The organism is Candidatus Njordibacter sp. Uisw_056 (genome assembly GCF_047730085.1).
Taxonomy (GTDB): domain Bacteria; phylum Pseudomonadota; class Gammaproteobacteria; order Pseudomonadales; family Balneatricaceae; genus Njordibacter.
In genome coordinates, this window is record NZ_CP159830.1 from 2,685,873 (window position 1) to 2,706,024 (window position 20,152).

Sequence of the window (20,152 nt, forward strand, 5' to 3'; positions counted from 1 at the left end):
TTTGCCAACGAGGAGAAAGAATATGATCTGGGCCTACCTCTACAATATTGTATTTTATGCAAGTTGTGGGGTCACTGTGGTGGCCACTTTGCTTATGATTAGTCGTCACAATGCTGTTCACGCATTGTTGTATTTAATTGTTTCATCCTTGTCCTTAGCAATTATTTTTTACCTCTTAGGTGCAGCATTTGCTGCTGCTTTAGAAGTCATTGTTTATGCTGGTGCCGTGATGATTCTATTTGTATTCGTTGTAATGATGCTCAACCAAGGCCAAAGGTCTGCAGCGCTTGAAGCGGCTTGGCTGCCAGCAAGAGGTTGGATAATGCCTTCGATACTGGCATCTATCTTACTCGCTTTGCTGCTGTTAGGGATGAATAGCGAGCACCCTTTGCAGCCCTATGGTGTCCACGGGGTGGCAGTAAAAGATGTTGGCATAGCCCTGTTTGGCCCTTATGTGTTGGTAGTAGAGCTGGCGTCATTCTTACTCTTGTCTGGACTTATTGGTGCCTTCCATATCGCGCGTAAAATGCCTTCTCATATGGACCAGAACACCTTAGATGAGGCAGGCAATGGATAATCAATACATAGATCATGCAATTATATTAGCTGGTATTTTATTTTGCCTAGGCCTAGTGGGTGTTATGGTGCGGCGTAATCTGTTGTTTATGATGATCTCTATCGAGGTCATGCTTAATGCCTCTGCGCTTGCATTTATTGCTGCTGGCTCCGCATGGAATCAGGCCGAAGGGCAGATTATGTTTCTTGCGGTAATTACCTTAGGTGCAGCAGAGGTTGCCGTGGGTTTGGGCCTTACTTTGCTGCTATTTCGTCACCATAACAGCGTTGATGTAGATCAACTGAACAAGTTGCGAGGCTAGGAGAAGGTGATGCATCAATTGTGGCTTATCCCAGGTCTACCTTTAGTTGGCTTTTTCCTATTAGTTCTGGGGCATGGCCGTTTTACTCGCTCACTAGCGCGACTAATTGGTGTGGGTTCGATAGCCATAGCGGCTTTAATTACGCTTTGGGTGGCACTTGATTTTTATAGCCCAGGCGCAGCCCAAACCTATCAAGTAGAACTATGGCCTTGGCTCACTGCAGGGGAGCTTGAGGTGAGTTTTGGGCTCTACTTAGATGGTCTGTCTTTGAGTATGTTGTTTGTGGTTACCGGTGTAGGTAGTTTAATCCATTGGTATGCCTCTGGTTACATGTGGCAAGACCCTGATTATCAGCGCTTTTTTGCCTATATGAATCTATTTGTAGCCGCCATGTTGATGCTGGTTTTGGCAGACAACTTGGTATTGTTGTTTTTAGGTTGGGAAGGTGTGGGAGTTTGTAGCTTTTTGCTCATTGGCTTCTGGTACCAAGATCCAGCTAATGGCTATGCCGCTCGCAAAGCGTTTATTGTGACGCGAGTCGGTGACACAGCGTTTGCCATAGGCTTATTCCTATTATACCGTGAGTTAGGCACCCTAGACTTACCCTCCATCATGGTGTTAGCCCCTGAAAAATTTGTGGTGGGTGCTAATCAACCTACTCTCATTGCCACTCTTTTACTGGCTGGTGCTGTAGGTAAGTCAGCACAGTTACCACTGCATATTTGGTTACCAGACGCTATGGCCGGCCCCACGCCAGTGAGCGCGTTAATCCATGCAGCGACTATGGTAACGGCAGGAGTTTATCTTATTGCACGCACTCATGGTGTCTTTTTGCAAGCTCCAGATGTGTTGTTGGCAGTCGCATTTATAGGCCTTTTTACCTTATTAATTTCTGGTTTCACCGCCCTTAACCAAACTGACATTAAACGGGTTCTTGCATACTCAACTATGAGCCAAATTGGGTATATGTTTTTTGCTTTAGGTGTGGGCGCCTGGAGTGAGAGTATTTTTCACTTGATGACCCATGCCCTTTTTAAAGCGTTGTTATTTATGACCGCCGGTTCAATTATATTAGCCCTACACCATGAGCAGGATATCCGCTTGATGGGTGGCTTACGGCGCCAATTGCCAGTGCCTTTTTGGTGCTTTGTCATTGGCAGTGCTTGTTTGGTAGCCCTGCCACCAACATCGGGGTTCTTTAGCAAAGAAGCCATACTCAATGCCAGTTGGCAATTACCTGTGTATGGCCCTTGGTTTTGGGCTGGTGGCGTTTTAGGGGCGTTTATTACCGCCATCTATAGTTTTCGATTATTATTTTTAGTGTTCTTTGGGGCTGAAAAAGTGCAGCCCCACGAACCCAAAGGGTGGCAGTTCCATCCTCCCCTAATTATTTTGGCCACCTTATCTTTGGTCGCTGGTTGGTTTGTATTACCTACAGGTGACGTGCTGCCATCATCTCCTGCGGGCCACCCACCCATGTGGACTATAGTAGTGGCTATTGGATTACCATTGCTGGGTATTGGTATTGCCTATCAAGTATATGTGCGCCACAAATGGCAGGGTTTACGCTTAGCCCATTGGCAAAGACTCCGCCAATTCTGGTTCCAAGGCTTTGGGTTTGATGGCCTTTACAGACGTCTGTTCTTAACCCCTTTTACATCCTTGGCCCAGGTGAACCGCAACGATATTATTGATGGACTACCCACATTGTTGATACAGCTAAGCCGCTTTTTACACAGGTTGTTTAGCCAATTACAAAATGGTCAGTTACGCGCCTATATTGCCACCTTGGCTAGTGCCGCTATTATTATATTGGCCTTGGCAATCAGTACGGTAGGTAAATAAGGCTATGGGGGAATAAACGCGATGCAACTTCTGGGCATTATAATTAGCTTATTAGGTGGGGGGGTATTGGCCTTGATGACGGGGCACAGATCCCCGGTTGCCAGCCGTTGGCTTAGTTTGGCTAGCTTGCTAGTGGCCAGCATGTTTTACACTAGCCTTTGGCTTGACAGCACACACTCACTATCTACCTCACTCTGGACAATGCATACAGACTGGCCATGGATTGAGCGCTTTGGTATTCATTTATTGTTGGCCACTGATGGTTTAAGCCTGGTCCTCATTGGCTTAACACTGGTATTGGGCTACGTGGCGTTATTATCTGCTTGGCATGAAATCAACCATCGTTGCGGCCTGTTTTATCTTAATTTTCTCTTTACTTTAGCCGGTGTTGTGGGAGTGTTTAGTGCCTTAGATTTATTCCTTTTCTTTGTTTTTTGGGAAGTTATGCTAGTGCCTATGTTCCTCATTATTGCCATCTGGGGTCATGAAAACCGACGCTTTGCTGCCACCAAGTTTTTTATCTATACCCAAGCCAGTAGCTTATTAATGCTGGCTGCCATGGTAGGCCTGGTATTATTAAACCAGCAGCAAACTGGCTTATGGAGTTTTTCTTGGTTCACTCTAACCCAAACTGATACCAGTGGCAGCATGGGCATGTGGTTGATGCTGGGTTTTTATGTGGCTTTCTTAGTCAAATTGCCTGGTCTACCAGTGCACAATTGGCTACCTGACGCGCATACCCAAGCACCCACACCAGGCAGCATATTGTTAGCCGGTATTTTATTAAAAACAGGGGCTTATGGTTTGTTGCGTTTTGTGTGGCCTTTGTTTCCAGATGCCGCGCTAGCTTTTGCACCCATCGCCATGGGTTTAGGGGTATTAAGCGTGCTCTATGCAGCCAAATTGGCCTTTGCCCAAAATGACCTTAAACGCCTCATTGCCTACACCTCCATTAGCCATATGGGTTTTGTAAGCTTAGGAATATTTGCCTGGAACCACCTCAGTTTACAGGGTACTGTGATGCAAATGGTGGGTCATGGGTTGAGCTCTGCAGGACTATTTGCCATTGCTGGTTTGTTGCAACAACGCTTGCATACCCGCGCCTTGGATCAAATGGGTGGTTTATGGGCCCTCATGCCTAAGCTGGCTACCTTAAGTATGGTGTTTGCATTGGCCACTCTAGGGTTGCCTGGTCTAGCAAACTTTATTGGTGAGTTCATGATCTTGCTAGGGGTATTCCAAATAGAGCCTTGGGCTGCCTCACTGGCGGCCTTGGCGATGATCCTCGCCCCAGTTTATGCCTTAGTTATTATGCAAAAAGGTTTTTTTGGTATGGCTGTGGGTGACAAAACTAAGGCGCTGGACCTTAACGCACGTGAGCTATTGATGTTGGGTTTATTAGTGGTTAGCCTGGTTTTGCTAGGGTTCTGGCCCAATCTCATATTTACTGTAACCGCCGCACCAGTGGATAGTCTGATGCACTTAGGCAAAGGAGGTTAATATGAATTGGGTCGAATTAGCATCACTCATTCCTTTGTTACTGGTAGCTTCAATTAGTGTCATATTATTACTGCTAATAGCCTTTGCACGCAGCCACAAACTTACTTGTTGGGTCACCTGTATTGGCTTTGCTTTGGCCGCTTTTTGGGCCTTTTCGCAAATGGGTGATACGCCACAACAAGTAACCCCTTTATTGATCATAGACGATTTCAGCCGTTTACTAGGAGCAGTGGTGTTACTAGTAAGCTTAGCCTGTGCCTGGATGGCCTACGCCTATCTAGAAACTGCTGATGAAATATGTGAAGAGTATTATATATTGCTGTCTCTGGCGGCTTTAGGTGCCTGCGTGTTGGTCTCAAGTAATCATTTTGCTAGCATGTTTATTGGCCTAGAGCTTATGAGCGTGTCTTTGTTTGCCATGGTGGGTTATATGGCCCACAGTAAACAGCAGGTCAGCATGACCCTTGAAGCTGGGGTCAAGTACATGGTGCTCTCTGGAGTATCCTCAAGTTTCTTGCTTTTTGGAGTGGCATTAATTTACGCTTATGCAGGCACCCTAACCATTGACCTTAAAGTCATTTCAGGTGGGCCACACTTACAATCAGGGTACTTAGTCGTTGGCGCTGCCCTGATGCTCGTAGGTGTGGCTTTCAAGATGTCTTGGGTACCCTTTCATATGTGGACGCCAGATGTTTACCAAGGCGCGCCAGCCCCTGTTACTGGCTTCTTGGCAGCGGCTGTTAAAGTGGCTGTATTCGCCTTCGTTATGCGCTGGTTGATGATGGCCCAGGGTGAGTATTTGAACGGGCTACTTTTAGGCTTAACACTAATGGCAGTGTTGTCCATGATTATGGGCAACCTGCTGGCTTTGCGACAAAGCAATTTAAAACGTCTGCTTGGCTACTCCAGTATTGCCCATATGGGATATCTTATTGTAACCCTAGCAGCCACTGCACCCGATGGGGCGGCAGCATTATCCACCGCGCTTGAAGGAGCTGCTATTTATTTAATCACATACGCTTGTATGACCATGCTAGCGTTCGCAGTAATAAGCCAGCTAGCGGCAAAGGACAGACGTTTTGAGAGTGGCACTTTAATGGATTACGAAGGCCTTCTGTTTCAGCAACCTTTATTAGCAGGCTCGTTAATTCTGGCCATGTTAGCTCTGGCTGGAATGCCTTTAACAGCAGGCTTTATTGGTAAGTATTATTTAGTTCTAGTAGCAGTAGACAGTCAGCTGTGGATGTTACTGGGTCTGCTAGTGCTAGGGAGTAGTCTAGGGCTATATTATTACTTACGGGTAATATTGGTGCTGTGCAAACCTCCAGTTAGTGACCACCATTGGGTTCTTGGTACCAATGAAAAATTACTGTTAATGCTCTTAATGTTGGCTACTTTGTGGTTAGGAATATATCCAACACCTTTGATCGAATGGGTTCAGTTTGCCATCGCTTAGCGCTATTAATTTTTCTAGTAAACCTTATGAATGCCTAAATAATAATATTAATAGCCAAATAGCTAATGTATATTTTATATACATAATTTACCCAAGTGTGTCATTTTAAAACATATCCTTTATATAAAATATTATTGTTTATAATTAATGTGAACCTGTATATATTATTGTCCTAGAGCGACACAATTTAACTGAAATATATTGTGAAAACGACAAATTAAGATTAATATGGTACTGAATAATACAGGCATAACTTGTATTTAAAAAATATTTAAATTGGTGATTTTTTATGCCGCTAGATATAATAAAAAATAAAAATTGGCAGCTAGGCGCATTATTAATCCCTGGTTATAACTTGGCTGAAATGAGCCATATTATTGAGCCATTAAAAGTTGCTAATCACCGCCTTGGGGATGCTCTTTATCGATGGAAGTTATTTTCATTGAAAGGGGGGGCTGTAATGTCTTCATGCGGTATCCAGATTGATACCCTCCCCTTGACCTCTGACCTAGCTTTAGATCAACTTGACGCATTAGTTATTTGTGCAAGTCAGGATGTTTATCAACTCCCTCTTCAAGGCTTTACTAAGCCCTTAAAGCGCCTAGCAGAAAATGGTACGTTACTAGGCGGTGTGGGCACCGGGCCTTACTACCTTTATTGTGCAGGCTTACTAGAGGATTGTCGATGGACCATAGATCACCGTCACTTAACTAATCTGCGCCAGCAAGGTGCCACACCAAACCGTGCCATTTTTAATGTCAATAATAACCGCTTTACTTGCCAAGGTGGGAGTACAAGCCTAGATATGATGCTACATATTATCCATCTCCATCATGGTAAGTCATTGGCTATTTCGGTAGCAGAAGAGATGAATTGTGGCATGTTGCGCACCCCTAAAGAGCATCGTTTAGATAATAAGGTTAGCCCTTACGGTTGGCCTAATTCTTTACAGCAAGTGGCATCATTAATGGAAAATAATATTGATGAGCCATTAACTCTTTCTGAAATAAGTGGTTATGCAGGCTTAGGAAAACGTCAAATTCAACGTTTATTTAAAGTATATATTGGTATTTCTCCAAGTATTTATTATTTAGAAAAGCGCCTTAATCATGCTCATAAATTATTATTTGAATCTGAGTTTACAGTTGAAAAAATCGCTATAAATAGTGGCTTCTCTTCTCTACCCAGTTTTTATAAATGTTATAAAAAACGCTTTGGCCTTCCTCCATTAAAAGCCCGTCATCAAAAAGCATTAATGTGGTCTGCTTAATTTATTATATGGCTTCATTCCAATGCTAATAATATCAACTGACAGCCACAAAAAAGCCCAGCAATAGCTGGGCTTTTTAATGCCGAATTCTTGGGGCTAGCGCCCCAAGGTTTCACTATTAGAACTTTGCGTAAGCTTCACGCAGTTGGACCATAGGGTGATTTTCAGACATTTGGAACTTCACTAACAGTTCACGCGCAATCATATCGCGGTCTTGCTGATTGTTCGGAAGATCAATGGTATCGGGAATAGTTACCCAAGCGTTGATATTGCGATCGAAAACAGCAGCATGGTCTTCTTCGTAGCCCATGTGAACATCTTCCAACCAGTTAAGGTCAGACCAGTTCATTTTGGCCATGTATTCCGTAAGGTACGGAGTACAATGATCCATGTCAGGCACCAAGTTAACGTCGTAACGGTAACCAATAGTCTGACCAATCATCTTCTCACGGTCTGTATCCAAGCCGTCTGTCGTTAAATAATGATCTACTTCTTTTGACATTGTAATGTCCTCCTAGAAACGCGTCATGTCTGGACGGCCAACTGTGTGCTGGCTGCCTGCTAATGGTACTTGGGCCATGGCAGACGCTTCCATTGTTAGAGCCGCAATATCTTCTGGCTCTAAAGAATGAATGTTTGTCTTACCACATGCACGTGCCAACAACTGACATTCGATGGTTAGAGTGTGTAGGAAGTTATATACACGCTCAGAAGCTTCATCTGGGTTTAAACGAGCACGCAGCTTAGGGTCTTGAGTAGCAATGCCTACTGGGCAACGGCCAGTGTGGCAGTGATAGCAAGAGCCCGCTTCTACGCCCATTTCATTAGGGAAGTCAGCTTCGTCGATGTCACGATTACAGTTCAACGCCATTAACGAAGAGTGACCTATTGCAACTGCATCGGCACCCAATGCCAAAGCTTTAGCAACGTCACCACCATTACGGATACCACCAGCATAAACAAGACTGATTTCACCAGTCTTACCTACGTCATCTAGGGCATTGCGCGCTTGACGAATTGCAGCGATACCTGGAACACCTGTTTCCTCCGTAGCCACGTGAGGGCCGGCACCAGTGCCACCTTCCATGCCATCGATGAAGATAGAGTCTGGCTCACACTTAGCCGCCATACGTACATCATCATACACACGAGCCGCACCCAGCTTAAGCTGAATAGGAATCTGCCAGTCAGTGGCTTCACGAATTTCTTTGATCTTTAAAGAAAGGTCATCTGGACCCAACCAATCTGGGTGACGAGCAGGTGAACGCTGGTCAATACCGGCTGGCAGGGAACGCATTTCTGCCACCTGATCAGTTACTTTCTGACCCATCAAGTGACCACCCAAACCAACTTTACAGCCTTGGCCGATAAAGAATTCACACGCATCTGCTAGGCGCAAGTGGTGTGGGTTAAAGCCGTAACGAGACTGGATACACTGATAAAACCACTTCTCAGAGTAGCGACGCTCATCAGGGATCATGCCGCCTTCCCCAGAACAGGTCGCAGTGCCTGCCATGGTTGCGCCACGGGCCAATGCTGTCTTAGCTTCGTAAGACAATGCACCAAAACTCATACCAGTAATGTATACAGGAATATCAAGTACCAAAGGACGCTTGGCTCTAGGGCCGATCACGGTTTTGGTTAAGCACTTTTCACGGTAACCTTCAATTACGAAGCGTGTCAAAGTACCAGGCATGAAGGTCAAATCGTCCCAGCTTGGGATCTTTTTGAACAATGAAAAACCACGCATACGGTAACGACCAAGGTCGGACTTTATGTGGATGTCATTCATGACTTCCGGCGGGAACATAAAACTCTTCCCGATTATTTCTTTTTGATTAACAACTGCCATAATAAGTATCCTCGCTGCTCTTAAAGAACTAGCTTCTTCTCTGATGGTTCGAGGTTGTCGTAGTTCCACAACTGCTTACCAGCAACGATCTTTTGAATGTTATCGATGCCGTTAGGCGCTTCCATACCATAAAGATCAAGCTTGGACTTTAACCACTTGCGGTCAAGGTCATTTAAGTCAGCTGGCACGGCGTCTACACCTAAGCCTTCAATTTTTCCACCTACGTAGATGGTACCATCGTACATAGAGTCGCCAAGGTTTATGCCAGCATCACCAAGAATGATCATACGACCACGTTGCATCATAAAGCCTGTGAATGCGCCAGTTTTACCACCAACAATGATGGTGCCACCTTTTTGGTCTATGCCGGTACGTGAACCCACATCGCCTCTGCACACTAGGTCACCACCACGAATGGCTGCGCCAAAGGTAGAACCTGCATTTTTCTGCACAATAATGGTTCCAGCCATCATATTTTCGCCACATGACCAGCCAACACGACCAGAGATGTTGACATTCGGTCCGTCGATCAGACCACAACCAAAATAGCCCAAACTACCAGTGACGTTTAGCTGTAAACGGCTTAAGATGCCAACACACAAACCGTGCATAGAACCCGGATTACTAAGGTTTATTGTGCCACAACCCTCAGTCATCAATTCCCGTATACGAATGTTAATTGCAGTTGCGTCCATCCCTTCACAATCCAAAGTGCCTACTTTGTTTGTGTCGACTTCTGGAGCCCATGCATAAGTAAGATTAGCCGATTCGCCAGCATCAAAAAAACGCTGCTGAGTTCGGTTTGTGAGCTTTTCCGTATGCAACCCCATATCATGGGATTGACCGGACGTGCTTACAGTTGCCATACGCGCACCTCGCCTTCATAGGGGTCAAATGTGTCAATATCGTGATCGAAGATTTTACGGATTGAAACTTCTTCAGAAGCCAACGCGATAAAGTCATCACTCTCATAGATAACCATAGGCTTAGCAGCCATAACGTCTTTAGCCATTCCAAGCGAGTCAGAAGTGGCCACTAGGTAGGTGAATACACCGTCTAGGTCTTCTACTGAACGACGCATTGCTTTTTCTAAGTCATCGCCTTCACTTATGCGGTTGGCAATGTAAACAGCAATGAGTTCTGAGTCACAGTTTGAGTTAAATCGGTTGCCAAGGCGCTCTAGCGCACGACGGTTAGTCCAGTAGTTAGTTAACTGGCCGTTGTGTACTACAGATACGTCTGCAAACGGATATGCCCAATAAGGATGAGCTGAACGAATGTCTACGTCAGACTCAGTTGCCATACGGGTGTGACCGATTGCGTGAGAACCTTGAAAAGAGTTAATGCCGTACTGAGCTGAAACAACAGCTGCATCACCCAAGTCTTTGATCAACTCAAGACCGTTGCCACAAGACATTACTTCAACGCCTTCGATGTCTTCAATGTAATCGATTAAGTTTTTAAGGTCGCCGTCAAAAGACACTTCATAACGCAGCGCGTAAGAAGTGGAGTTTTCTTTCTTAGCCACGTTAGCACCTAATTCAGCCATACGCGCATCGACTAGGTCGTTACGAGATTGAAGCTGTGATGCAACGTCAAAACCTTTTTTTGTATCAGCTTGCTCAGCAAGGTTGATACGCATTATGTAGTTACTAATGGGGGAGCCATATAGCGCATAACCGGTAGAATCTGGTCCGCGATGCTTCAAAGCTTGAAGCATATCAGTCATTTCTTGTCCGATGTTTGCACCGCCCGCCTTCTTATGGATAAGGCCTGCAATACCACACATGGTCGCGTCTCCTAATATTTACTTTTAGAGTAGTTATAAAATTGGCTGGCAGGCTATTAACCTTACCAGCCGGGGTTTTCTGAAAGCGTGCTGTTTATGGCAAGCAATCAAGATAGGTTTCTGTGTCCCAGTTAGTCACAGTCTGGTTAAAGCGTTCCCACTCATCATTCTTATGACCACTGTAAACAGTGTACATTTCACCAGGCATAGAGGACTTGATCACTTCATCATTAGCAAGCTCATTCATGGCCTCGCCTAAGGACATTGGTAATTTAGTCACTTGCTTACCAGCCTCCATAGCCGCATAAATATTACGTTCTTCTGGATCACCTGGATCAAGATCGTTGTCCATACCATCATCAAAGGCTTTAAGGAGCGCAGCACCCATAAGGTACGGATTAACCATAGAGTCTACTGAACGGTATTCAAAACGGCCTGGCGCAGACACACGCAAGGCACACGTGCGGTTCTGGTAACCCCAGTCTGCAAAGATTGGTGCCCAGAAGCCGGTGTCCCATAAGCGACGGAACGAGTTTACAGTTGAAGAACCAATTGAAGTTAAAGCTGGTAAGTGAGCAATAACGCCGCCGATACACTGTAGGCCGATAGGGCCTGGCTTAGTTTCATGAATATCAAGTACTGGCATAAAAGTGTTATGACCACCTTCACGATAGGTAAATGGACCAGGCATACCTGGCAGTGAATCACTACCCGCAATTTCTGGGTGACATACGTCTTCACCACCCGACCATAGCGACATGTTATGGTGACAGCCTGAAGCTGATACACCCATAAATGGCTTACTCATGAAGCAAGCAATTAAACCGAATTCACGTGCAACTTGGGCACAGATTTGACGGTAAGTGGTTAAACGATCTGCGTTTTGTAGTACGTCATCGTACTGGGTATTTAATTCTAGCTGGCCTGGGGCGTCTTCGTGATCGCCTTGAATAATGTCTAAGCCCATTTTTTCTGAATATTCAATAACGCGCATGAAGACAGGACGTAACTCTTCAAACTGGTCAATGTGGTAACACGTTGGTTTAGTAACACCACCATCTGGCATGCCATCTTCACCTTTCTTCAACCACATCATTTCTGGTTCGGTACCACAGCGCATCTCGAGGCCGTGCTTACCTTTAAATTCTTCGTGTATACGACGCAAGTTTCCACGACAATCTGACGTCAGGAATTGACCTGGATTAACACGCTCTTCACGGTTGCGGAATAGCGTACAGAACACACGTGCAACACGCTTGTCCCAGGGTAATTGTACAAATGTATCTGGATCTGCAATGCCCACAAGCTCAGAAGCTTCCGGACCGTAGCCAATGTATTCGCCATGACGGTCAATGGCTAAGTTAGCGGTTGATCCGTATACAAGCTGAAAGCCTTTGGCCGCTGTACGCTCCCAATGACGTGCTGGTATGCCCTTACCTACAATACGACCAGTTACAGAAATAAATTGGTAATAAACATAGGTAATGCCTAATTCGTCGATCTTGGCGCGCACTTGCTTAACCAGGTCATCCCGACCTGGAGCGTCAACGTATTGTTGTAAATCTGTCATCGATGCCTCCTCATATTATTTTTGTTTGAGCTTAGGGACCCGTGCCTTTCAACCAAAAAACAATAATTGGTACATTAAAGGTACGTATAAAGCGCTGTAAAGGTATACCATTGATGAAATTGAAGAGGCAAGTCTTTTTTTGTTAATTATTTCTACAAACGCTATATAGCTAAGCTAAACAGATGTTTTTTAAAAGATTTTTAATTAATACTTAAAATTTTTTATTTTTAGTTAATTAAGTCCAAATAAAATGTAAATAATTTTATACCAATAGCTATACCAATTATTAAACTATATGTGCTAACCTAAAGACCAATCAAAACCAAACGCAGCGACTCACCATGTTTCCCAGCACAGCCCCTTTAAGCTACCAAACGTTGGACCGACGCCAGTCTAGACCTAACGGTGCGCGGGCATTGGCTAGCGCCATCTCAGAAGCCATACGCAAACAAGTTTATAGGGCTGATGAGCGACTGCCTGCTGAACGAGAACTGGCGGCTCATTATGATGTTTCCCGGGGCACATTAAGAAGCGCCCTTACCTTGTTAGAACAAGATGGTCTAGTAGAGCGCAAGGTAGGTAGTGGCACTTTTGTTAGGCCACAGGTGGCTGAGCAAGCTGCCAGCCAATTTGCCGACACCACCAGCCCAATGCAACTGATGCAGGTTCGCAACATGCTAGAGCCGGCTATTGTAGATCTAGCTGTACACCATGCTGCTGGCCGTGATCTTGAACAACTTGGCCAGGCCCTTGAAAGGGTAGAGGCCGCAAGAACTGCTGAACAATTCTCTATTGCCGACGAAGCCTTTCACCAAGCCATCGCCCAAGCATGCGATAACCCACTGATGATGTGGATCTACGAGCAGGTGAATGAAGTTCGCCGCCATGAGCTATGGCGAGCTAGCCGCGGCAAAGTATTAAGCGCTGAGAACATGGCCCAATACAATACCCATCACCGGACCATATTTGAGGCCATCAGCCATCGTGATGCACAAACAGCTAAAGCGAGTATGGCGGAACATTTAGACAAGGCACAGAAGGATTTAGTGCGCTAATCTAAACATTTGCGGCCTAATTGTTAAAAAATTTAACAAAATATTACATCCTATACATACTGTAGACAATAGTTGTTCATATCATATTGTTATCGTTAGTGGCGCACACTCGCTGTGCTTAGTCACTATAATAACATTTGAGCCCCTGGCCTATGAAACCGCTTAGCTATTACAGCGCCAACCCTATGCCATCGCCTGTATTGGGCGATGACGGTATACAGCGCTACAGGGTGCCTGCACAGCATTTAATTTCTCTGCAATTGGCTGCGGGTTCCACCTTAACGTTAAGTGACCCTGAAGGTGAGCAAGAAGTTCAGCTTATTGCCTTTGACAGTAATGGTAAGCCCGCCCTTGAAAGCTTAGGTGCCGCAGCTAATAGTGATATTGCCCCTTTGCGTAACTGGATGGATGCTAACGACCAAACCAGCTGCCAAGGCATTTCTATTTTTGGTGCCAGATCAAAAGCCCTAAGCAAACAAAGCTACTCTATTGCTCATGATGTCTTATGTTTAATCGCTGCGCCAGGCGAAGACATGAGCCAAGAGCAGCTATTACCGCCAACAGATATTATCGTTGGAGTTAGTGGTAACGGCGTCATTGTTAATGATGAATTGCCAGCACCGTTAGGACCTGTTGACCGTGAAATCCGAATTAACAACAGCACCGCCCAAGCCTACTTAGTTAAAGCCGGTGAATATATTCAAATTATTGATGTTGCTGGCCGCCAATGCTCAGACTTCATCGCCTTAGACGCAGCACGCTTAGCACAAGGGGTAGAAAAACTTATTTGCCCATTAACTACCCGTACCTTAATGGCGTCTGCTTTTCCAGGCCCTGGCTTATACGACAAGTTCTATACTGATGATCAAGTTAATGTGCTTAATGTGATCCAAGATACAGTAGCCCGTCACGATACCTTTAACCTAGCCTGCAGCGCTAAGTATTATGATGACATTGGCTATCCTGGTCATATTAACTGCACAGAGAACCTTAATGCGGTGCTAGGCCCAATGGGTGTTGCACCTCGTAAGGGATGGCCAGCAGTAAACTTTTTCTTTAACACAGGCTATGACGATTACGATCAGCATAGCTCGTGCCAACCTTGGACTCGCCCAGGCGACTATGTGTTAATGCAGGCTCAGGTAGACCTTGTTTGTGGCTCTACGGCCTGTCCAGACGATATTAGCCCAGCAAATGGCTGGAACCCAACAGATATTCACGTGCGCATTTACGCCGCTGATAACAACTTTGAGAAAGGCAATGCCTTCCGTAAAAACGCCGTAGCAGATTCCACTATGACTAAGAAAACAGCATTTCACGACCGTTTTGCCACCATGACGCAACACTTTGTTGATTATAATGGCTACTGGTTAGCAAACCACTTTAGCAACTATGGGGCTATCGCTGAATACTGGGCATGTCGTGAAAAAGTAGTCCTAATGGATCTAAGCCCACTGCGCAAGTGTGAAGTTTTAGGCCCAGACGCCGAAAACTTATTAAACTATGCGGTTACCCGCAACATTCGTAAGTTGGCTATTGGCCAAGTTATCTATACCGCTATGTGTTACCCGAACGGCTGTATGGTAGATGATGGCACGGTATTCCGCCTTGGAACAGATAACTTCCGCTGGGTAGGCGGTTGTGACGGTGCCATTGAATGGCTGCGTAAAGTGGCCATAGAAAAGAATTTCGCTGTAGTGATTAAAGACTCTAATGACCAACTGCACAATTTACCAGTACAGGGCCCCTTAAGCTGTGACACGCTAAAGAAAGTAATCTTTACGCCTGACTGCCAAACACCTATTAAAGATTTACGACCATTTCGCATTACCCATGGCCGCATAGGTGGGCCACAAGGTGCCCCCGTAACAGTTTCACGCACGGGGTATACTGGGGAGCGCGGCTATGAAGTATGGTGCCACCCTAAAGACGGCCATGAAGTATGGGACGCCGTATGGGACGCTGGCCAAGAATTTGGTATCAGTCCGTTGGGTTTAGAAGCACTGGATAACCTAAGAATTGAATCTGCATTAATTTTTGCCGATTACGAATTTAATGACCAAACTGACCCGTTTGAAGCTGGCATCGGTTTTACAGTGCCACTTAAAACTAAAGACGAAGACTTTATTGGCCGTGACGCTTTGATCGAGCGTAAAGCTAACCCACAGCGCCAGTTAGTCGGTTTAGTCTTAGAAGGTGAAGAGATTGCAAGCCACGGGGAATGTGTCCGCGTAGGCCGTCAACAAGTGGGCACCATTACCAGTGCTGTGCGCTCCCCCATATTAAATCAAAACATTGCCTTATGCAGCATGTCCATCGACCACATAGAACCTGGTACTCAGGTAGAGGTTGGCAAGCTGGATGGCCACATTAAACGGATTCCCGCAACCGTAGTGGGCATTTCTCACTATGACCCAACTAAATCTCGTGTGAGAGCTTAATTTGGAGTGAATGTTGCAAGCCTTTTTGATTTAGCGGTAACGCTGGATCAAAAAATAAACAGGCTTTTGCCTGTCATTAAAAGAGAAGGGTGTTGTTACACATAATTAAAAGCTGATACTTGACAGCTTATGTACTTACCAATAATTTGTGAATACATAAATATCAATAAATAAAAATAATACCGAGGAAAAACTAATGAAATTTAGAAATACATTAATAGCTGCTGGCGCATCTGCCATCCTACTATCGGCAACTGGCGTAGCCAAAGCAGCTGATAGCACAAAACCTATCGTCATCCCCATCCACAACTGGTCAAGCCAAGTGGTTATGGCCCACGTTATTGGTGGAATATTTGAAAGCATGGGCAACAACGTTGAATATGTTCCAGCGGATAGCCAAGCCGTATATGAATCTATTCGTAATGGCGACGTGACCATTTCACACGAAGTGTGGCAGTCAAGTTTTGGAGGTTCATTCTACAATGCTATGGCTAAAGGTGGCTTGATTGACGCCGGTACGCACTCTGCAGCAACCCTAGAAGAAATGGGTGTTCCAACTTGGGTAATCGACCAAAACCTATGTCCTGGCTTACCTAACTGGGAAGCTCTAAAAGACTGTAAAGATGTATTTACTACAGTGGATTCAGACGGCAAAGGCCGTTGGTTAGAAGGCCCACAAAGCTGGCATGGTACGTTGATGGAAGAGCGTATCGCGGCACTTGGTTTGGGTGATGACTACATGGTTAAATATGCTGGTGGTGCGTCGTCTCTTTGGGCAGAACTAGCCGCAGCTAAGAAAGAAGGCCGTGCTACCATTATCTTTAACTGGACACCAAACTTCACCGATGCTGAAGGCTTTACCTTTATTGAGTTCCCAGAGTACACTGCAGGTTGTCGTGTGGCTGATGGGGGTGAAGGTAGTTGTGGTTCACCAAAAGGTTGGTTGAAGAAAGCAGCTAGCTACAAGTTCCCAAAGAGTCACCCTGCTGCGTACACTGCGTACAGCAAAATTTCCTTCTCTACAGGTCAAATCGGCTCAATGGCTGCTTTGGTTGACACAGACGGATTGGACCATAAAGATGCTGCAGCTAAATGGCTTGCAGACAACGAAGCGACTTGGACAGCTTGGACCAAGTAACACTTGGGGCATTAATGCCTAAGTAACTAAACCCTCTGGTTGGTGATCTAATCAGAGGGTTATTTTTTGACATAATAGCCTTTCTTATTTAGCCTAAGATGTCATCCTTAAACACTAAAGTATAAAAAAATGAATTCGCCTATGTCTACGCAAAATGCAACATCTCCTTCGGACGAACCCGTAATTCGTTGCGACTCAGTCTACAAAATTTTCGGCGACAATGCAGAAAGCATGTTAAAGAAAGCTAATGGTGTAGTTGATGCTGCAAAATTTCAGGCAGCAGGATGCATCGTTGGAGTAAATAACGCTTCTTTCGACATACATGCAGGTGAACTACTGATTATTATGGGTCTATCTGGCTCTGGAAAATCAACCCTCTTAAGGTGCATCTCCAGATTGACCGACGCCACTGCTGGCAAAATATTCATTGAAGGTGAAGACATCCTGAAAATGAATAACAAGCAATTGATTGAGCTACGCCGCAATAAAATGGGCATGGTGTTTCAAAACTTCGCTTTGCTGCCACACAAGACAGTATTAGAAAATATTGCTTTCCCATTACAAGTAAAGGGCGTTAGCACTCAAGAGAGTGTTAAAAAAGCCAAAGAAATGGTCGACTTAGTGGGCCTTACTGGGCGTGAAGACTATTTCCCGCGACAACTATCAGGTGGCCAACAGCAGCGAGTCGGCATCGCACGTTCGCTAGTGATTGAGCCTGATATCTGGTTCCTTGACGAACCTTTTTCTGCACTTGACCCACTCATTCGTAAGGAAATGCAGGACGAATTTCTGCGCTTACAATCAGTACTACACAAAACCATCTTATTCGTCACCCATGATTTTGACGAAGCCTTGCGTCTAGCTGACCGCATTGCCATCATGAAAGATGGCATTATTGAGCAGCTTGATACACCCGCCAATATAGTGCTCAATCCAGCGACTGAATACGTGCGTAAATTTACCGAAGAAGTACCACGGGAAAAGGTACTAAAGATCGAATCTGTGATGGACGCATTTGACCCACTTGAGTCGATGAGTGATTTGACAGTGCCTCATAATGTCGTCATTGAAACTGTGGCTGAAGTCATTTTAAACTCTAGCAAACCGGTGACGGTTGTTGATGACGCAGGCCAAGCTGTCGGTGCTATAACTGCTGCTAAAATTGTGCATGTTTTGTTTGGAAGCCATTCAACCAAGGGGAGTGAAAACGCCTCATGATCGAACTATTTAAACAGAAAAAATCACTACAATTTATCTTACTGTTAGTGATTTTTTACCTGCTAAACCATTTTATTGTGCCTGCTGAGTCTAATATTCTATGGCGCCTACCACCATTACTCAAATGGTTCCCTCTTTATATCAATGACTCAATTGGTTACCTAATGTTTGAATGGTGGCCAGTTGAAGTGTATGACCCAGATATTGAGGAGTTCGAACAAAAGCCGCTAGTGAGCCAATTCACACGAATAATTTCGGGCTTCATTCTTTTCCAAATCGAGTTCATCCGAGAAATAATGCTAGGCGGCGCAAAAACAATCGTCACTTTTTCCAGTTGGGACTGGGCAACAGCAAACCCTTGGGCGAGAATGCCTGGTTTACCGTGGACAGTGATCGCTGGTGGTGCCACCATCTTAGGCTATGCACTTGCTGGACGAGGACTTGCTCTGTTAGTGGGCTTTTCAATGACCTACATTTCAGTGTTTGGCCAATGGGAACCGGCCATGCAGACCTTGTCATTCGTATTAGTCGCTGCCCCAGTTTCAGTTTTTATTGGCCTCATACTTGGCATTTGGGCCTTTAGAAGTAAAACCGTTGAAGCTGTACTTAATCCACTACTTAACATGGCGCAGATCATCCCTCATTTTTCCTACTTAATTCCAGTGATGGTATTTTTTGGTATTGGTGATCATGCCGGTGCTATTGCAACGGTTATTTTTGCTACTCCACCAATGGTGCGCCTTACCTTACTTGGCCTGAAAAAATTGGGGCCCGAAGTTGCCGAGTCTGGCATGATGAGTGGTTGCACCAATTGGCAACTATTGACCAATGTATTGGTGCCAACAGCCCGCCGCGACATATTGATTGGTGTAAACCAAGTCATCATGCAATGCTTGGCCATGGTGGTTTTAGCGTCGCTGATCGGTGCGAAGGGGCTAGGCATTGATCTTCTGATTGCTCTTAACCGCCTTGATATCGGTAAAGCTACCGAAATCGGTATTTGCATCGTATTAATCGCAATTGTGCTCGACCGTATGTCACTGGCCTGGGCCAATAAGCAAACCGACTATTTTTCCAGTCTGTCTTTTATCGAGAAGCACAAGTATTCTCTCGTGTTTGCAGCACTTTTCATGATAGCACTAGGCTTAGCATATGTGGGTCAATTCATTTTTCCAGAAGGGTTTAATTACCTGTACATTGTGCCGCATAACAAGGGCATGTCCATCGCTATTTACTTGCAGTCTGGCGTTGACTGGATATGGGACACCTACTTCTTCGCACTTAAAGTTTTTAACGAATGGCTAATTATTTCGGTATTGTTACCCGTTAAAGCCGCCTATTTGGGCATGCCAGTGATAGCGACCTTTACATTATTTATGGGTATTGGTTTTATTGTAGGGGGTCTTCGCGTTGCCTTAACTGTAGGTGCATTATTACTCTTTATTGCTCTCACCCAGTGGTGGGACCGAGCGCTGATTACCGCATACCTAATGAGTGTATCTGTGCTCGTATCAGGCATAATTGGTATTACAGTGGGCACATTGTGTGCACAGAATGCTAGATCAACACGCTTTATTCTGACCTACTGTGATACCTTTCAGACCTTCCCATCATTTATTTATTTAATCCCCGTAATGATGCTGTTTGGTATCACTGATACCGCAGTAGTTATCGCGATTATTGTGTATGCGTCAATTCCCGCCCTTCGCTACACCGTAGAAGGCCTATTAAGTGTGCCCGAAACGTTACAAGACGCCGGCACTATGTCCGGAGTGAATCGAGTACAACGTTGGTTAACAATTGAGTTACCCATGTCATTCCCTCACATTGCCTTAGGTCTTAATCAAACTGTGGTGTTTGCCCTATCTATGGTCATTATCGGTGCAATGATCGGTACAGATGATCTTGGACAGCTGATCCTGGGTTCTTTGTCTGACAGAAATGGTGTGGGTAACGGCTTAATTCTTGGTATTTGCGTAGCCTGTATTGGCCTCGCTATCGACCAGATATTACGAACATGGGCCAACCAGAGAAAACAGGCTCTCGGATTAAATTAATAAAGGTTTAATTTAACACACAAAAAGGCCGGGCAATGCCCAGCCTTTTTGTACCCAAATACTAAAAACTTAACCCCTCAAGG

At 45.1% G+C, this 20,152-nt stretch carries 16 protein-coding genes; 11 read left to right on the forward strand and 5 right to left on the reverse strand.

What is annotated here, in order from left to right:
- Positions 1-22: 22 nt before the first annotated feature.
- The 6 genes from nuoJ (at position 23) to ABXT60_RS12895 (ending at position 6,949) form a co-directional block, all read left to right on the forward strand.
- A complete protein-coding gene (nuoJ, locus tag ABXT60_RS12870) occupies positions 23-577 on the forward strand; it encodes an NADH-quinone oxidoreductase subunit J (protein ID WP_443630496.1) in 555 nt (184 codons plus the stop codon).
- The gene (gene nuoK, locus ABXT60_RS12875) at positions 570-878 is read left to right on the forward strand and encodes an NADH-quinone oxidoreductase subunit NuoK (protein ID WP_443630497.1); all 309 of its coding nucleotides are present in this window, start codon (positions 570-572) and stop codon (positions 876-878) included. The genes nuoJ and nuoK overlap by 8 nt, the downstream gene beginning before the upstream one ends.
- Positions 879-887: 9 nt before the next feature.
- Positions 888-2,723: an NADH-quinone oxidoreductase subunit L gene (gene nuoL / locus ABXT60_RS12880; RefSeq protein ID WP_443630498.1), complete on the forward strand. Its 1,836-nt coding sequence runs from the start codon at positions 888-890 to the stop codon at positions 2,721-2,723.
- A 21-nt stretch (positions 2,724-2,744) separates the two neighbouring features.
- Positions 2,745-4,223, forward strand: coding sequence for a complex I subunit 4 family protein (locus ABXT60_RS12885; protein ID WP_443630499.1), 1,479 nt, complete (start codon positions 2,745-2,747; stop codon positions 4,221-4,223).
- 1 nt (position 4,224) lies between these two features.
- On the forward strand, positions 4,225-5,679 hold the full coding sequence (locus tag ABXT60_RS12890; protein WP_443630500.1) for an NADH-quinone oxidoreductase subunit N: 1,455 nt from the start codon (positions 4,225-4,227) through the stop codon (positions 5,677-5,679).
- Positions 5,680-5,968: 289 nt separating this feature from the next.
- On the forward strand, positions 5,969-6,949 hold the full coding sequence (locus ABXT60_RS12895) for a GlxA family transcriptional regulator (RefSeq protein ID WP_443630501.1): 981 nt from the start codon (positions 5,969-5,971) through the stop codon (positions 6,947-6,949).
- 118 nt (positions 6,950-7,067) lie between these two features.
- Here the strand turns inward: ABXT60_RS12895 and ABXT60_RS12900 are convergent, their stop codons facing one another.
- From ABXT60_RS12900 to ABXT60_RS12920, 5 genes are all read right to left on the reverse strand, one after another.
- Positions 7,068-7,451: a hypothetical protein gene (locus tag ABXT60_RS12900; protein WP_046484081.1), complete on the reverse strand. Its 384-nt coding sequence runs from the start codon at positions 7,449-7,451 to the stop codon at positions 7,068-7,070.
- A gap of 12 nt (positions 7,452-7,463) precedes the next feature.
- Positions 7,464-8,801, reverse strand: coding sequence for an FMN-binding glutamate synthase family protein (locus tag ABXT60_RS12905; RefSeq protein ID WP_046484078.1), 1,338 nt, complete (start codon positions 8,799-8,801; stop codon positions 7,464-7,466).
- A 20-nt stretch (positions 8,802-8,821) separates the two neighbouring features.
- On the reverse strand, positions 8,822-9,667 hold the full coding sequence (locus ABXT60_RS12910) for a GXGXG motif-containing protein (protein WP_046484076.1): 846 nt from the start codon (positions 9,665-9,667) through the stop codon (positions 8,822-8,824).
- Positions 9,655-10,590 carry a hypothetical protein gene (locus ABXT60_RS12915; protein WP_443630502.1) on the reverse strand — a complete coding sequence of 312 codons (936 nt, stop codon included), beginning with the start codon at positions 10,588-10,590 and terminating at the stop codon, positions 9,655-9,657. Before ABXT60_RS12915 ends, ABXT60_RS12910 begins: the two co-directional genes overlap by 13 nt.
- A 94-nt stretch (positions 10,591-10,684) precedes the next feature.
- On the reverse strand, positions 10,685-12,160 hold the full coding sequence (locus tag ABXT60_RS12920) for a glutamine synthetase family protein (RefSeq protein WP_046484074.1): 1,476 nt from the start codon (positions 12,158-12,160) through the stop codon (positions 10,685-10,687).
- A gap of 341 nt (positions 12,161-12,501) precedes the next feature.
- Here ABXT60_RS12920 and ABXT60_RS12925 point away from each other — a divergent pair, with 341 nt between their 5' ends.
- The 5 genes from ABXT60_RS12925 to ABXT60_RS12945 all read left to right on the forward strand — a co-directional run bounded on the left by ABXT60_RS12925 (position 12,502) and on the right by ABXT60_RS12945 (position 20,069).
- Positions 12,502-13,215, forward strand: a complete 714-nt coding sequence (locus tag ABXT60_RS12925) for a FadR/GntR family transcriptional regulator (RefSeq protein ID WP_443630503.1) — start codon at positions 12,502-12,504, stop codon at positions 13,213-13,215.
- A gap of 152 nt (positions 13,216-13,367) precedes the next feature.
- The gene (locus ABXT60_RS12930) at positions 13,368-15,656 is read left to right on the forward strand and encodes a DUF1989 domain-containing protein (RefSeq protein ID WP_443630504.1); all 2,289 of its coding nucleotides are present in this window, start codon (positions 13,368-13,370) and stop codon (positions 15,654-15,656) included.
- A 196-nt stretch (positions 15,657-15,852) separates the two neighbouring features.
- Positions 15,853-16,794 carry an ABC transporter substrate-binding protein gene (locus ABXT60_RS12935; RefSeq protein WP_443630505.1) on the forward strand — a complete coding sequence of 314 codons (942 nt, stop codon included), beginning with the start codon at positions 15,853-15,855 and terminating at the stop codon, positions 16,792-16,794.
- A 141-nt stretch (positions 16,795-16,935) separates the two neighbouring features.
- A complete protein-coding gene (locus ABXT60_RS12940) occupies positions 16,936-18,012 on the forward strand; it encodes a quaternary amine ABC transporter ATP-binding protein (protein WP_443630506.1) in 1,077 nt (358 codons plus the stop codon).
- Positions 18,009-20,069: an ABC transporter permease gene (locus ABXT60_RS12945; protein ID WP_443630507.1), complete on the forward strand. Its 2,061-nt coding sequence runs from the start codon at positions 18,009-18,011 to the stop codon at positions 20,067-20,069. Before ABXT60_RS12940 ends, ABXT60_RS12945 begins: the two co-directional genes overlap by 4 nt.
- Positions 20,070-20,152 lie beyond the last annotated feature (83 nt).

Coding starts and splice junctions, on each gene's coding strand:
- ABXT60_RS12920 (WP_046484074.1), bottom strand. CDS start 12,160: ATGACAGATTTACAACAATACGTTGACGCTCCAGGTCGGGATGACCTG.
- ABXT60_RS12905 (WP_046484078.1), bottom strand. CDS start 8,801: ATGGCAGTTGTTAATCAAAAAGAAATAATCGGGAAGAGTTTTATGTTC.
- ABXT60_RS12930 (WP_443630504.1), top strand. CDS start 13,368: ATGAAACCGCTTAGCTATTACAGCGCCAACCCTATGCCATCGCCTGTA.
- ABXT60_RS12890 (WP_443630500.1), top strand. CDS start 4,225: ATGAATTGGGTCGAATTAGCATCACTCATTCCTTTGTTACTGGTAGCT.
- ABXT60_RS12935 (WP_443630505.1), top strand. CDS start 15,853: ATGAAATTTAGAAATACATTAATAGCTGCTGGCGCATCTGCCATCCTA.
- ABXT60_RS12900 (WP_046484081.1), bottom strand. CDS start 7,451: ATGTCAAAAGAAGTAGATCATTATTTAACGACAGACGGCTTGGATACA.
- ABXT60_RS12940 (WP_443630506.1), top strand. CDS start 16,936: ATGTCTACGCAAAATGCAACATCTCCTTCGGACGAACCCGTAATTCGT.
- ABXT60_RS12885 (WP_443630499.1), top strand. CDS start 2,745: ATGCAACTTCTGGGCATTATAATTAGCTTATTAGGTGGGGGGGTATTG.
- nuoJ (WP_443630496.1), top strand. CDS start 23: ATGATCTGGGCCTACCTCTACAATATTGTATTTTATGCAAGTTGTGGG.
- nuoL (WP_443630498.1), top strand. CDS start 888: ATGCATCAATTGTGGCTTATCCCAGGTCTACCTTTAGTTGGCTTTTTC.
- ABXT60_RS12915 (WP_443630502.1), bottom strand. CDS start 10,590: ATGTGTGGTATTGCAGGCCTTATCCATAAGAAGGCGGGCGGTGCAAAC.
- nuoK (WP_443630497.1), top strand. CDS start 570: ATGGATAATCAATACATAGATCATGCAATTATATTAGCTGGTATTTTA.
- ABXT60_RS12910 (WP_046484076.1), bottom strand. CDS start 9,667: ATGGCAACTGTAAGCACGTCCGGTCAATCCCATGATATGGGGTTGCAT.
- ABXT60_RS12895 (WP_443630501.1), top strand. CDS start 5,969: ATGCCGCTAGATATAATAAAAAATAAAAATTGGCAGCTAGGCGCATTA.
- ABXT60_RS12945 (WP_443630507.1), top strand. CDS start 18,009: ATGATCGAACTATTTAAACAGAAAAAATCACTACAATTTATCTTACTG.
- ABXT60_RS12925 (WP_443630503.1), top strand. CDS start 12,502: ATGTTTCCCAGCACAGCCCCTTTAAGCTACCAAACGTTGGACCGACGC.